13 protein-coding genes are annotated in these 14,970 nt (G+C 49.7%); 7 read left to right on the forward strand and 6 right to left on the reverse strand.

Features of this window, described 5'->3' with window-relative positions:
* Positions 1-81 precede the first annotated feature (81 nt).
* Positions 82-375 carry a hypothetical protein gene (locus VFS25_RS05740; RefSeq protein WP_326461166.1) on the forward strand — a complete coding sequence of 98 codons (294 nt, stop codon included), beginning with the start codon at positions 82-84 and terminating at the stop codon, positions 373-375.
* A gap of 32 nt (positions 376-407) precedes the next feature.
* On the opposite strand, the gene VFS25_RS05745 is transcribed toward VFS25_RS05740, so the two are convergent.
* Positions 408-620, reverse strand: a complete 213-nt coding sequence (locus VFS25_RS05745) for a YwbE family protein (RefSeq protein WP_326461167.1) — start codon at positions 618-620, stop codon at positions 408-410.
* Between the two features lie 273 nt (positions 621-893).
* On the opposite strand from VFS25_RS05745, the gene VFS25_RS05750 reads away from it, so the two are divergent.
* From VFS25_RS05750 to VFS25_RS05760, 3 genes are all read left to right on the forward strand, one after another.
* Positions 894-1,643 (forward strand): glucose 1-dehydrogenase, encoded by a 750-nt coding sequence (locus VFS25_RS05750; protein ID WP_326461168.1) that lies wholly within the window; start codon positions 894-896, stop codon positions 1,641-1,643.
* Positions 1,644-2,104: 461 nt separating this feature from the next.
* Positions 2,105-4,672: a glycoside hydrolase family 95 protein gene (locus VFS25_RS05755; protein WP_326461169.1), complete on the forward strand. Its 2,568-nt coding sequence runs from the start codon at positions 2,105-2,107 to the stop codon at positions 4,670-4,672.
* A 32-nt stretch (positions 4,673-4,704) separates the two neighbouring features.
* Positions 4,705-6,504, forward strand: a complete 1,800-nt coding sequence (locus VFS25_RS05760; RefSeq protein ID WP_326461170.1) for a glycoside hydrolase family 36 protein — start codon at positions 4,705-4,707, stop codon at positions 6,502-6,504.
* 2 nt (positions 6,505-6,506) lie between these two features.
* Here VFS25_RS05760 and VFS25_RS05765 read toward each other — a convergent pair whose 3' ends face one another.
* Positions 6,507-7,661: an FG-GAP-like repeat-containing protein gene (locus tag VFS25_RS05765; RefSeq protein WP_326461171.1), complete on the reverse strand. Its 1,155-nt coding sequence runs from the start codon at positions 7,659-7,661 to the stop codon at positions 6,507-6,509.
* A gap of 144 nt (positions 7,662-7,805) precedes the next feature.
* Between VFS25_RS05765 and VFS25_RS05770 the strand changes: the two genes are divergently transcribed.
* Positions 7,806-9,020: a DUF1343 domain-containing protein gene (locus tag VFS25_RS05770; protein ID WP_326461172.1), complete on the forward strand. Its 1,215-nt coding sequence runs from the start codon at positions 7,806-7,808 to the stop codon at positions 9,018-9,020.
* Between the two features lie 29 nt (positions 9,021-9,049).
* Here VFS25_RS05770 and VFS25_RS05775 read toward each other — a convergent pair whose 3' ends face one another.
* Positions 9,050-9,868 (reverse strand): SDR family oxidoreductase, encoded by an 819-nt coding sequence (locus VFS25_RS05775; protein WP_326461173.1) that lies wholly within the window; start codon positions 9,866-9,868, stop codon positions 9,050-9,052.
* A 75-nt stretch (positions 9,869-9,943) separates the two neighbouring features.
* Between VFS25_RS05775 and VFS25_RS05780 the strand changes: the two genes are divergently transcribed.
* Together VFS25_RS05780 and VFS25_RS05785 are read left to right on the forward strand one after the other, a co-directional pair.
* Positions 9,944-10,315 (forward strand): helix-turn-helix domain-containing protein, encoded by a 372-nt coding sequence (locus VFS25_RS05780; RefSeq protein WP_326461174.1) that lies wholly within the window; start codon positions 9,944-9,946, stop codon positions 10,313-10,315.
* Between the two features lie 113 nt (positions 10,316-10,428).
* Positions 10,429-12,123, forward strand: coding sequence for a GH39 family glycosyl hydrolase (locus tag VFS25_RS05785; RefSeq protein ID WP_326461175.1), 1,695 nt, complete (start codon positions 10,429-10,431; stop codon positions 12,121-12,123).
* A gap of 370 nt (positions 12,124-12,493) precedes the next feature.
* On the opposite strand, the gene VFS25_RS05790 is transcribed toward VFS25_RS05785, so the two are convergent.
* The 3 genes from VFS25_RS05790 to VFS25_RS05800 form a co-directional block, all read right to left on the reverse strand.
* Positions 12,494-13,435, reverse strand: a complete 942-nt coding sequence (locus VFS25_RS05790) for a phosphatase PAP2 family protein (RefSeq protein ID WP_326461176.1) — start codon at positions 13,433-13,435, stop codon at positions 12,494-12,496.
* Between the two features lies 1 nt (position 13,436).
* Positions 13,437-14,057 (reverse strand): sterol desaturase family protein, encoded by a 621-nt coding sequence (locus VFS25_RS05795; protein WP_326461177.1) that lies wholly within the window; start codon positions 14,055-14,057, stop codon positions 13,437-13,439.
* Between the two features lie 48 nt (positions 14,058-14,105).
* The coding region (locus VFS25_RS05800) for a DUF4833 domain-containing protein (RefSeq protein WP_326461178.1) at positions 14,106-14,970 on the reverse strand (865 nt) is incomplete at its 5' end.

A 14,970-nucleotide genomic window follows, 5' to 3' on the forward strand; every position in this document is an offset into this window, starting at 1 on the left:
GCAAATGACCTCTTGATTGTTCAAATCTCTTTTGTAGATTTAAATGATATACCCCTCTTTTTAACCATTAAACCCATTCACATGAAAAACGTGAAAGCCCTTGTTTTTCTCCCGTTGTTATTTGCCGGGATGCTTTTATTAAGCTCATTTTCAACTACCCAAACTCAAAAAGCAAGTCCCGCCATTGTAAACTATGCCTGGTACACTCCTGCCGGCCAGTTTATTGCCTGGAGCACACTGGCTAATGCGGAAATCGTCAGCGATGCTGATACCAACCCGGTTAACGGAACCTTGGTTGCGGAAGGATATACCAGCGGAGGACCTGGCCTGCCGCCATCCGGAACTCTTGTATACCGGCTTTATTCGCATCCATGATGCAAAGTAAACGCCCCCGGTGCGGGGCGTTTTTATTCCCCATCTGGATCAACAACATCTGTTTGTGCTACACGGCCCACCTGTCCATCTTCCAGGCGCACTTTTATTCCTCTTGAATGATAGGCTGCCGATGTGAGCAGGTCTTTAACAATACCATATGTCAGCTTACCGGTCCGCTGGTCTTTTTTAAGAATAATAGCCACTTCCTGTCCGGGATAAATGTCTTTTCTGTATTGGCCATCCATATGCTTACTGTTTATCAGCTGCAAAATTATTTAAAGAAAGCATCATTTTGAAAACTTATAGCCTGGCTCAGGCTGATCCACTGCCGTTAGCGCATTGCTGCGCAATTTCTTTTGCAGTTGAATAAATGCATTTTAATATATAAATATTCCCGCTTTTTGCCGGTTGGCGGCATTTGCATAAATTCATGACCACTACGCTAAAACCTGTTGTCAGCCCAGCCCGGCAGGCCGGATAGCAATGCCCATTTTGTATAATTATTAAACCTGAAACCCATGAAGACTTTAGAAAATAAAGCAGCTATTGTTACAGGAGGCGGATCAGGAATAGGAAAAGCAATATGCTTGTTGTATGCTGCCGAAGGAGCAAAAATTATTGTGTCAGATGTTGATGAAGAAGGCGGCAATGCAACAGTGGCTGCTATAAAAGATAAAGGAGGAAATGCCCTTTTTGTAAAAGCAGATGTATCAAAAGAAGCAGACAATAATATGCTGGTGGAACAAGCTGTAAAACAATTCGGCGGTTTAAACATTACTGTGAACAATGCGGGCATTGGCGGCCCCATTGCGCCTGTGGGCGAATATCCAATAGACGGATGGGATAAAGTAATTGCCATTAACCTTTCCGGCGTGTTCTATGGCATGCGTTACCAGATACCTGCAATGCTGGAGGCAGGAGGCGGCAGCATTGTAAACATGGCATCTATCCTGGGAAAAGTAGGCACCCCGCATTCATCAGCCTATGTAGCAGCCAAGCATGGAGTAATAGGGCTCACCGAGTCCGCGGCGCTTGAATATGCCGATAAAAAGATACGCATTAACGCTATCGGACCTGGTTACATTTCAACACCCCTGCTGAATAATTTAAGTGAGGAAGCTATGCAGGGATTGGTAGGCCTGCATCCAATGGGCCGACTGGGTACTGCGGAAGAAGTAGCGGAACTGGCCTTATGGCTTAGCTCAGATAAAGCGTCTTTTGTAACAGGCTCGTATTATAATGTAGACGGTGGGTATCTTGCCCGGTAAACTGTTTTAATTTCCCTGGCGGCAATATCACACTGCTGCAGACGGTGTATCGTAACATGCTTTCCCTCTTTTTATAAACTTGTAAACTGCAGCAACCTGCAAACAGTAACCATAAACCGGAATACATGCCCACTCTTAAACACCGCAGTTATTTTCATAGATGACATCATAAGAATTTCCTTTTATGCAATCGATTGCTTAAATTAGTTCCAGATTCCAGGTTTATGAAAAAGAAGGAGTAAAAATCTCATTAAAGTCCATTCCTCTTTTTCTCCGTAAAAACGTTGCCGGTAACCGGTATTGTTATCATTCAATAACGCGTAACAGCTTTCACTGTCTTAACGGGCGGGTGCCGGCCGGCTATGTCTTTTAATAAAAAGAAAAGCGCATTGCCGCCGCTGCGAAGGCGGCATTTATTACCGGCAACTTTTGCCGCTGTTCTATTAAATCAAAATATAGCCATGAAGTATTATAGCATTAGCCTCCTTTTATTATTAACGGCACACGTTTCACTGGCATCGCCGCCGGAAGACTCACTGCTGAAGCTCTGGTACCGGCAGCCGGCCACACAATGGGTAGCTGCTTTGCCGTTAGGCAATGGGCGTATAGGCGCAATGGTATTTGGCGGCGTGCAACAGGAGCGGCTGCAGCTGAATGAAGGGTACCTGTGGTCAGGCGGACCGCGTGATGGTAACAATCCGCAGGCGCGCCTGGTATTACCGCATGTACGGCAGCTGTTATCTGCAGGAAAATATATGGAGGCCGACCAGGCCGCACGCAAAATGATGGGCCTTTACAGCGCCCGTTACCTGACCCTGGGCAGCCTGTATTTTGATAACAGCATTAACGGTTCGCCGGAACAATACCGGCGCGGGCTGGACCTGAATAAAGCCCTGTCTACCGTAACTTTTACGGCCGACGGCGTTACCTATACACGTGAAATGTTTATCAGCTACCCGGCACAACTGCTGGTAATACGGTTTAGGGCCAGCCGTTCCGGCGCCATTACCTTTAGTACCCGTTTCCAAAATCCCATGCCGCACCACATACAGGCAATGAACGACCATTATGTTGTTATGAAAGGCAAGTGTCCTGCATATGTAGCCAGCCGCCCTTCTGAGCCCCGGCAAATTGTATATGCCGCCGGCGGAAAGGGAGAAGGCATGAATTACGAAGTGCATTTGCAGGCAAGGGTAAAAAACGGTACCGTGCATACAGATACCAGCGGCCTGCATGTGCAGGGCGCTTCAGAAGTAGTGTTGTTATTATCCGTAGGCACCAGCTACAACGGGCCCGATAAATCACCCGGCCTTGAAGGTAAGGACCCTGCCGTTGAAGCCCTGCGCTACCTGGATGCCGCCCGGCAAAAAGATTACGCACAGCTGTTGCAGGAACATGAAAGCGATTACCAGCGTCTTTTCCGGAAAGTAACGCTGAACCTGGGCAAAGATGCAGCTGCAACACAGCCTACTGACGTAAGGCTAAAAGCTTACACAGCCCATGGCGGCAACTGTGATCCGCAGCTCACCACATTGTTGTACCAGTACGGACGTTACCTGATGATAGCCGGCTCCCGCAAAGGCGGCCCCGCCATGACCCTCCAGGGCCTGTGGAATAATGAGATGCAGCCGCCCTGGGGATCTAACTACACCATTAACATTAATACGGAAATGAACTACTGGCCGTCTGAAACAGCCAACCTCAGTGAATGCGGTACGCCATTGTTCAATTTTATTACACAGCTGGCCAGGAAAGGCCGTATAACCGCTGCCGTTAATTACGGTGCCAGGGGCTGGACCGCACATCATAATACCGATATATGGGCAATGACCAACCCAGCGGGGGGTATTGATTTTAATGATCCGCGCGGCAATCCAAGATGGGCTATCTGGCCCATGGGCGGTGCGTGGCTTACGCGCCACCTGTGGGAACATTACCTGTTTACCGGCAACTGGTCCTTCCTGGCAGATACGGCCTATCCGGTTATGCGGTCAGCCGCTGAATTTATGCTGGACTGGCTGATAAAAAACGATGATGGCCAGTGGGTAACCAGTCCTGCCACTTCCCCGGAAAATAACTTTCCCGTAAATGGCAAAAGGGTGGGCTCTGTAAGCATAGCCACTACCATGGACCTTTCCATTATACGCGACCTGTTCAACAACACGGTGCTGGCAGCACAGCTGTTAAACAAAGATGCGGCATTTGCCAACCGGTTAAAAACTGCGCTGCAGCAGCTATATCCTTTTCATATAGGACAATACGGACAGCTGCAGGAGTGGTATAAGGACCGGGATGATCCGGACGATCACCACCGGCATCTCTCCCATTTATATGGGCTGTTTCCCGGCTATTTTATTACGCCCCGGCACAACCCCGAGATGGCCGCAGCCGCCAAACGCAGCATGCTGCTGCGTGGTGATGGAGGCACCGGCTGGTCAAAAGCCTGGAAAGTTAACCTGTGGGCAAGGCTGGAGGATGGAAACCAAGCGTATACGATGCTGAACAAACAATTGTTCCTGACGGTAGTTGACAGCACAAGCGTAGCCGATGAAGCCGGCGGCTCCTATCCTAACCTGTTTGATGCGCATCCGCCTTTCCAGATAGACGGTAACTTTGGCATTACCTCCGGTATTACAGAAATGCTGCTGCAAAGCCATGACGGCGCTATTTACCTATTGCCGGCATTACCGGCGGCCTGGCCCAACGGCCATGTAAAAGGGTTAAAAGCGCGGGGCGGCTTTGAAGTAGATATGGAATGGGCAAACGGGCATCTTACCGGGGCGGTTATTCACAGCAAATCGGGCGGCAATTGCCGTATTCGTGTACAGGCGCCGGTAAGTGCTGAAGGCGCTGCACTGCAACCGGCCAGCGGAAATAACCCTAATCCCTGCTACTTCACGCCACTGCCGGTAAAAACAGCAATAAAAGATAAAACAAAGCTGCCGGAGCTGCCCCTGGCAAAGGTGTATGAATATGACCTGGTGACCACAGCCGGAAAAGATTATAACATTCAACCCTATTTACCTTAACGCCTTAAACGTCACCTGGAAAATTCATAAACATGATATTAAAAAAACATAGCTATATTTTTTTGTTAACGGGCCTGCTGGCCGGAAATGCTTTGCATGCGGGGCCGGGAGATCAATTCCTGCAGGCGCTAAAACACAGCAAAGCCACTATTGTAATGGCTAACGGCCAGCCGGCGCCTGCTACAGTGCAGGTTACCCGCGCATGGAACGGGGAATATTGTACTGCACGTATAGTCAATACCGGTAGTAAGCCGGTACGCATTCATGAGGTAATACTGGCGCAGGCAGGTAAGGTACTGCCGGCTAATACGCCCTTTTACGCAGAGGGGTTCCAGATGCTGACCCAAACAAGCGGCACGCTTGAAAAACCGCAGGTGTTGGGCAATTACACGGATAACGGGCATTACCGGATGCCACAGCCTGCCGGTTACCTGGCTGTATATAACCTGCTGCGCCTGTACCCTGCCGGCGAACCGCAGCTGCTGCTGGGATTTACCAGCTGCCGGCGCTTTGCAGGAAAATTTTACCTGAATGCAGATACCATTAAAGTAGTAATGGACCTGGAGAACCTGTCCCTGGCCCCCGGCAACGCCTTTCAGCTGGAGGAATGGGCCTTGCTGAAGGGCATGGACGGGAATGCGCTGCTCAACAAATTTGCCAGCCGCATTAATCATCATCATCCCCGCCTGGCCTTTAAGCAGCCGCCTACCGGCTGGTGCAGCTGGTATTGCTTTGGCCCGCGGGTAACGGCGCAAAATATTTATGATAACCTGGATTATATTAAAGCCAATATACCCGCCCTACGATATATACAAATAGATGATGGCTACCAGCCGCATATGGGCGACTGGCTATCGGCAGGCAAATCATTTGGCGGTAATATACAGCCGGTGCTAAAGGCTATACGCAATAAGGGTTTTGAGCCGGCTATATGGGTGGCGCCCTTTATCTGCGATAGTAACTCAACAGTATATAAAAAGCATCCTGACTGGCTGGTAAAAGATGCAAACGGCAAACCCCTGCGCAGCGATCTTGTAACATTCGGCGGCTGGCGCCTTAAGCCGTGGTATGTGCTGGATGGCACCAACCCCGCGGTGCAAGCGCACCTGGAGCAACTATTCCGCACCATGCGTAAACAGTGGGGATGCACCTACTTTAAGCTGGACGCCAATTTCTGGGGCGCTATACATGGCGGTTATTTTTATGACAAACAGGCCACCCGGGTAGAGGCTTACCGCCGTGGAATGAAAGCCATACTCAAAGGCGCCGGCGACGCTTTTATACTGGGCTGTAACCATCCGCTGTGGCCTTCCCTGGGGCTTATACACGGCTCCCGCAGCTCTATGGACATTAAACGCCAGTGGTCAACTTTTGAGCGCTCGGGCAGGGAGAACCTGTACCGCGCCTGGCAAAACGGCCGCCTGTGGTGGAACGACCCCGATTGCCTGCTGCTGACCGGTAACATGCCGGATAATGAATTCCGTTTTCATACAGCGCTGATATTCAGCACAGGCGGCATGGTGCTAAGCGGGGACGACCTCACCACCATTTCACCTGAACGGCTAAACGTACTCCGGAAAGCAGTTCCTCCAACCGCGCAGGCAGCTGCTTTTGAAGAGGGGAAATTTGAGATAGGCAGGTTATCTACCCCGAAGGGTAAATATCTTGTGCTGCTGAACTGGGACAGCACGGCCCAAACCATTACCGCTAAGCTGGATCACCCCTGTGAGATACTGGATCACTGGACCGGTAAAAGCCTGGGCAAATTTTTAGGCGCTTATACCGCGGAGCTGCAGGGGCATGATGGCAGGGTGTTGGAATTAAAGGAATAGGCTCATCCCCTCCGCTGCTCAAAATAATACACGCCCTTTTTATTGCTCACTACAATATCGGGCCATCCATCCCCATTTATATCCTCCACCACAAAGCTGTTGCCAATGCCCGAGTTATGATCTATCTCATGCGGTAACCAGCGTGGCGTATTACCCGGCACATATTCAAACCAGTATAATACTGCCGGTTCGTGCGCACCGGGATCATGGCCGTTATGCGCAAAATAGCGTTTGCCCGTAACCAGGTCAGGATGGCCATCGCCATTAATGTCGGTCATGGCCATGGCATGCGACTGGGAAAACAGCCTGCTGATCTCGTGGGTAGCCCAGGCGCCGGCCGCCTGCTGCTCATGCCACCAGATGCCATAGTCATGGGCAGATGAGCTTAGCACATCCATATCGCCATCACCATCTGCATCCAGCACAAACATATTGGCGCAGTCCTTACCCAGGTTGGCCGGGTGAAAGGTCCAGCCGGGTTGCTTTACATCCGCCGGCGATTCCCACCAGCCGCTTTTAATGATCACATCATTGCGGCCGTCCTTATTCAGGTCGCCCCATCCCAGGCCGTGTGTATAGCGTTGCGTACCTCTTCCAGGATTGCTGCTGATAATATGGCGCTGCCATAATGTATCGCCCTTTCCTGTGGGAGCTTTCAGCCATATCACCTGTTTGGCCATCGTGTCATTACATATCAGGTCTTTCCGGCCGTCCAGGTCAACATCTGCAAACACCGGCGTTTCAATACCGGCGCCCGGCAAAATCAGGTGGCCGGGCCAAAGGCCTTCCCGGTGCTTTGGATTTTCATACCACATGCATACACCGCCTGGCTGGTCAAACCGGATAAGGTCGGCCCACCCGTCATTGTTCACGTCTATACAAAAGTTCAGAAAAGTAGTGCTGTAGCCCGGTACTGCATGTAGCGTATCTGCATGCAGCAGGTGGCGTTTCCACAGGGGCGCTTCATACCAGTAGTTGCCCGCCAGTATATCCGTACGTCCGTCATTGTTTACATCGCCGGTAGCAGCACCTTCCGATACAAATACAGTGCTGACGGTATGCTTTATAAAAGAAATATCCTGGGCGCTGCAGGCGCCGGTTGCTGCCAGGTTTAACATACCGGTAAGTATAATGCGGCAGAAAGTATGTGTGTTCATTGAGATATTGCGGATTGAATATCTTTAAAATAGAAAAATAATCCTGCAACCGGGAATTTATTATATAAGTTACCGGCCCTTGCAGGCTTTCATATAGCCGGTAAAAATAATTACCTTGTAACAGTAACTTATACTGCTATTATCATGTGGAAAATCATCACGCTTGCGCTGCTGCCCATTTGTGTTTCATTTTTGCCTGTACATGAACCGGGGAATGCGCCTGTTACTGAAAAGCCCATTATCACCGGCGCTGACCAGCTGCAGGCATACCTGCCTTACCTGCAAAACAAACGGGTGGGCATACTGGCCAACAATACCTCCATTATCGGAAAGCGCTCACTGGTGGATAGCCTGCTTGATTTAGGCGTGAATATTAAAATGATCTTCGGGCCTGAGCACGGTTTCCGCGGTAATGCCAGCAATGGCGCTAAGGTAGGTGATGAGGTGGATGCTGCTACCGGCATCCCCGTAATTTCTTTGTACGGCAAAAAAAGAAAACCATCGGCAGATGAAATGGCCGGCCTGGACATCATGATCTTTGACATACAGGATGTGGGCTGCCGGTTTTATACCTATATTAATAAGCTGGCGGATATTATGGAAGCCTGCGCAGAAAGCGGAAAAGAGCTGCTTATACTGGACCGGCCCAATCCCAATGGGTATGTAGACGGCCCTGTGCTGGATATGAAGCTGACCTCCGGCATCGGTAAATTTCCTATTCCTGTTACGCATGGCATGACCATTGGCGAGTTTGCGCAGATGGTCAACGGCGAAGGATGGCTGCCTAACAAGCTGCGTTGCAAACTAAAAATCATCCCTGTAAAAAATTACGCGCATCATATGGATTATACGCTGCCGGTTCCACCATCGCCCAACCTGAACACCCAGCAGTCCATATTGCTATATCCCTCCCTTTGCCTGTTTGAAGGCACTATTATCAGCCAGGGGCGCGGTACCCACATGCCTTTTACAGTGCTGGGCAATCCTGACCTGAAAGGCAAATACTCCTTTTCCTTTACGCCGGTAAGTATACCGGGCATGTCGGAAACCCCTTTGCACCAGAACAAGGTTTGTTATGGGCTGGACCTCCGGCATTATGATATGACTGCCTTGCGGCGCAGCGGCAAAATCAATATTCAATGGATGATGGAGCTGTACAAAGCTTACCCGTTTAAAGATAAGTTCTTTGATATGAGCCAGAGTAAGCAAATGGGAAATATTGATAAGCTGGCAGGCACCACCCTGTTCAAACAACAGATCATTGCCGGCACATCAGAAGCTGACATTCGCAAAAGCTGGGAGCCGCAGCTCTCAAATTATAAAACCATGCGGAAAAAATATCTGCTATACCCCCAATAGCTGAAAAATGCGGATCACCGGTTTTGCAGTTATTCAAAGTTAGCAGCCATCTTTTCCAGGTATTCCTCAATAGGCAGGGTACGCCGCATATTCATCAATCCTTTGCCTGTATTTCCTACCAGCGTTCTGAACTGGCGGTTTTTACCGGTAGCCACGGCATAAATCTCATCTGCAATTGCCTGCGGATCATCCAGCCAGGCCGGATCAGGATTTGCCATCATTGCTTTTACCTTGTTTACAAGCGGATTGTAATCTGTAATGGCAGGATTGGTGTTCCAGACCACGCTTTGCTTAAAATTATTGCCGGTAGAGCCGCCCTGTTCTATTAACCGCAGCTCAATGTTCAGGGCTTTCAGCTCATAGTACAGCCCCTCTGTTAACCCCTCCAGCGCAAACTTTGACATGTTATACAGGGAGGCGACAGGTGTTGCTGTTGTAACGCCCATATAGGAGCTGATGTTAATGAACATGCCACCTTTATGCGCACGGAAATGCGGCAAAAAAGCGCGGATCACATTAATAGGGCCGCGTACATTTACCGCAAACTGGTGGTCAATAGCCGCTTCCGCTGCCAGCTCCAGCGGCCCAAAAGTGCCCATGCCTGCATTGTTCACCACCACGTTAATTTTGCCAAATGCGGCAATGGCCTGTTCAGTGGCCTGCTGCACCTGCTCAAGATTTGTAACATCCAGCCTGAAAATTTTGATGTTGGGATAGGCGGTTAGCTCCGTTCCCTTTTCCGGTGTGCGCATGGTTGCCGCTACCTGCCAGCCCTGTTTGGCAAAATGCAGGGCGGTTAATTTACCTAAACCGGTACTGGTGCCGGTAATAAAAACTGTTTGACTCATTTTCAATTTTATTTACTGCAAATATCCGCACCAAATGGTATAACTTTGTAACCAGTATAACAGATGATACCAGGTATGCCAATAAACAAACAAGCAAAAAAAGTACTTTCCTTCCCCCGTAACCAGTCAGAAGAAGTACAGGCGCTGCAGGACACTATTTACGTAATAGGCGGCAAATGGAAGCTACCCATCATCAACTCTATTTGCAACGGCAACAAACGTTTCCGGGACATACAACGCAGCATTCCCGGCATTACCACCCGCATGTTATCACGCGAGCTGAAGGAGATGGAGCTGAACAAGCTGATTACCCGCACCGTGTATGCAGAAACGCCGGTAATTGTGGAATATGAAAGCACCGATTACTGCAAAACATTCGGTCCTATTATACTGGCTATGATAGACTGGGGCAAGCAACACAAAAAGAAAATTACCGGTAAAGGTTAAACGCTACGCTTATAATATTCCCGCCAGTACAAGCCGGCTTTATGTTTCACAAACCGTATCTTTAACATTGCTGCCGGCTTTGTGAACCAAGCTCCATGTAAAAAACTGCAGGTATGACCCAACTACTTTCCGTTCGTTTTATACTATTGCTGCTGCTGATGGCAACCGCATCCCGCGCATCCGCACAGCAGGACACCGTTGCTATACAGGTGCACCTTGATCAGCCTAAAGGACCTATGACACCTATATGGGCATGGTTTGGCTACGATGAGCCCAACTACACCTACATGAAAGACGGGAAAAAGCTGCTTACAGAAATAGCACAGCTCAGCCCCGTGCCTGTTTACGTAAGAACCCATAGCCTGCTGGTGACCGGCAACGGGGAAGCGGCATTAAAATGGGGTTCCACCAATGCCTACACAGAAGACGAGAACGGACAGCCGGTATACGACTGGACCATTATTGACCGCATATTTGATACATATATACAGCGGGGTATAAAGCCGCTGGCGCAAATAGGGTTTATGCCGCAGGCCCTGTCTGTAAAGCCCGAACCTTACCGGCACCACTGGCAGCCCGACCATCCGTATGACGAGATATTTACCGGGTGGGCTTACCCGCCGAAAGATTATAAAAAATTTGCCGCGCTGGTGTATGCCTGGGTGCGGCACGCCGTGGACCGCTATGGTAAAAAAGAGGTGGAAAGCTGGTACTGGGAGCTTTGGAATGAGCCTAACATCAGCTACTGGAAAGGCACCACAGAGGAATATATAAAGCTGTATGATTATACCGCCGACGCTGTAAAACGCGCACTGCCCACCGCACGTATAGGCGGCCCCGAAGTAACCGGCCCTAACTGGAAAGATGCGGCTGATTTCCTGAAAGCCTTCCTGGACCATATTGTAAGCGGCACCAACTATGCCACCGGTAAAACCGGCGCCCCGCTGGATGTAATTACCTTTCACGCCAAAGGCGCCCCCACACTGGTAAATGGCGTGGTGCAAATGAATATGGGTACGCAGCTGCGGGATATTGACAAAGGATTTTCAATAGTAGCCTCCTACCCCACGCTTAAACACCTGCCGGTTATTATAGGCGAGTCGGACCCGGAAGGCTGCGCCGCCTGTTCTGAAAAGTACCATCCGCAAAATGCCTACCGCAACGGCACCATGTACAGCAGCTACACGGCCGCCTCCTTTTCCCGCATATATGAGCTGGCGGCAGCCCGCGGCATACACCTGGCCGGCGCTGTTACCTGGGCCTTTGAGTTCGAGAACCAGCCCTGGTTTGCGGGCTTCCGTGACCTGGCTACCAATGGTGTGGACAAGCCCGTGCTGAACGTGTTCCGCATGTTTGGTAAAATGCAGGGCCGGCGTGTAGCCGTTACCGGTCAGCTGGCCTATAATGCCGTTACCATAAGGGACTCCAGCGTGCGCGGTCCGCAGCCGGATATAAACGCCCTGGCAGCTGCCGCGCAGCACAACGCCACGGTAATGGTATGGAACTACCATGACAACAACAGCCCAGCCCCGGATGTACCTGTTGTTGTTAACATTCAGGGCGTACCTGCTGCCCGCGTACAGCTGCAGGAATTTCGTATTGATGCCACCCACAGCAACGCATATGAAGCATGGAAAAAAATGGGATCACCACAGCAGCCTACCCCACAGCAGGTAGCTGAGCTGGAAAAGGCCGGCCGGCTGCAGGCGGCCGGCGCTGCTGCGCCCGTGCCTGTACATAACGGAACAGCAACAGTGCGTATGCAACTGCCACGGCAGGCAGTGTCGCTTTTACAGCTTACGTGGTAAGGGTTATTATAGCAAACTAAAAAACTGAACGCTTAACAGTTTTTACCGTTAAGCGTTCAGCCTCTCTGCGTTACTACACTCAGCACTCCCTTATCATACCGTTTTGGGTACCTGCTCTCTTCCTGTAACATTCACACGCAATGGATGCGGTACAACAGGGGGTACTCATGCCTTGTTCTGTTTCCACTTAATGTTATTCAAATGACGTGCGCATTTGCGGCAGGAAATGTTAAAAACGTGTTACAACCCGCTAACTACGGCAAAATCAAGGCTATACAAAGGCAGGCTAAGGCGTAACAATGATGCATACACTTTTTACAGCGTATAAGTAGTGTTGCATTTTCTATAATAGTGTGGAGATACCTGCACATCAGGTATGCCGGTACAGATACTGCAGGAAGCTGATGAAGAAATAGCGCCGGCACAGTACCTTTTCATACAGTAAAATACCTGCTATGGCGCATAAAATACCCGCCAGCACATCCAGCACATAATGGTGGCCGGTGTACACGGCGGCAAACCAAATACCCAGCGTTACAATAGTAGAAAGCACGCGGAAAAAAATGCTTTTGCTCCGCAGCGCAAATACCCATACAATCAGCGGGTAGGCCGAATGCAGGGAGGGCATGGCTGCAAACACATTGGAGCTTTTGGCATATATGCTGTGAAAAATATTTACCTGGAAAAAAGCATCAAAACGCGCCAGGCCGGCGGTATTGCCCGGGGTATGCACATGCAGGTTAAACCCATACAGCTGCACATACCAGGGTGCGGCAGCAGGATAAGTATAATACACTACAAAACCTAACAGGTTGGTAAGGAAAAAGATAAGTGAAAAATGAAAGAACTGCATGCGGTTGGTATAGAACAGGTACACCGCAAAAGCCAGGGGCAGGGGAATCCAGCACAGGTAAAAGCACCCGCACAGCACATCCAGCCAGGTTTGGCTGTGCGCCAGCCAGTATTCACTGGGGGTAAGTACAGCGCCGCCGGCATGAATGCCGAAAACATCTTTTTCAGCATGGTATATGCTGGCTATATGCACCTCTCCGAACTGGTAGTTGGGAAAAGCCTTCATATAGTCAAACACAATCCAGTAAACAATAAAAATAGAAAAGCCCAGTATAAACTTACGTGTTGGCCGGGAGATGTAGAAAGCTCCGTTAAAAAGCCCTACCAGCACCAGCTGATCGGTTTTAAAGCCTACCAGCACGGCAGACAGCAACAGGTAGCCTACGCTGAGCAGCGTGGTTATAAGTAGCGTTTTTCGATCAAAGAAAGGAATAGTTGTGACAGTAGACAGTGAATCCATTTTACTTCTTTATAAAATCAGATCCGAAGATCTTATCCCACAGCGCGGAGCTTACCCCATACCCCTTGGTATCATCGGAATAGTGATGCAGCATGTGGTGCTTTTTCAACTTCATCCACAACTTGTTTTTAAAATTCAGGTGGTGAAAAGCATAGTGGGATATATCGTAACAAAGATACCCGAATACAAAACCCGGGTAAAATGCATACAGGTAAGCTTCCCCCATCAGCGCCCGGAACAGGAAATAAAAACCTACCGCCAGCGGAATGCTTACAGAAGGCGGCAGCACCAGCCTTAACCGGTCGTTAGGATAATCATGGTGCACGCCATGAAATATAAAATGCAGGCGCAGCCCCCATTTGGATTTAGGAATATAATGGAATACCCAGCGGTGCATAATGTATTCAGTAATGGTCCACAGGAACAGGCCGGCGGCAAAACAGCCAATAAAAGACAGTATGCCCATGCCCGCTACGGCAAAGGCATGCCAGATGCAATACAGAATTACCGGTACATACAGGATCAGCGGTACGGTAAAATGTACCTTGGAAAGCGCTTCCATCCATCCGGCTTTAAACATGCGAACAGACTCTTCTGAGTTAGATACATAATTCTTTTTCATCCCGTTAATATTTTAGTTACCTGGTGGTGACAGGTATTTAGCTCTTACTTATGGTTTAAAACGTTCGGTTTTTTCGGCGCCGGTAGCCGGGTCGGTACCATTCAGCTCCACGTACACAACATTGGGAACCCAAAAGGTGCCGCCTTCAATCTGTATCCAGATATTGTTCAGCTGCGCCATGGTATTGTTGATTTTCATGAACATATGATACTGGCCATTGGCGGATTTCATCAGGTACATAGGACGACCGTCATAGGCTACGGACTTTATCTCGTATTTTTCTGCTGACAGGCGCTTTACTTTAAGGCCATATGCAAATTTACGCTGAATAAAGTTTAATCCCTTTTTTGCACCGCCTTCGGTATACCTGAGCCAGTAAATATTTACAGGTTCCTCCTCATCCAGCTGCCCGTTGGCCTTCAGGTTAAGGTCATACACCACGGTATTGGAATTAGGCGTACGCTGCAGGTAAAACAGCATGGTGGGGATGCCGGTAGGTACCGGAAACCTGGGACGGTCCGGGCCGCCGGCTTTGGCATGCATGCCGGCAAGCAGTATTATAAAAATGCCTACCAGCGCAATCAGCTGCTTACCAGCGGTTTTGTTCTTCCGTTCTTCTGCTGCCTGTTCTTTTTCCAGTGACCGTTTGGCGTCGCGCAAACGGTTAATGGCCGTAATATTGCTCATAATAGCCAGTATAGTAATCGGCACTGTAAAGATAGACATGGTTTCAAATACATGAAAGGGAATGCCCGGTATATACAATTTATACCCCCCGCCAATGTAATGGCTGGTAATACCGCAGGCCAGCGCCGACAGGGCAATAAGCACTACGCGCTCCGGCCGCTGCATTAAACCGCCTTTACATTCAATGCCCAGCCCTTCGGCCCGCGCGCGGGTATAGCTTACCATC

The organism is Chitinophaga sp. (genome assembly GCF_035761305.1).
In the GTDB taxonomy this organism is placed as follows: Bacteria; Bacteroidota; Bacteroidia; order Chitinophagales; family Chitinophagaceae; genus Chitinophaga.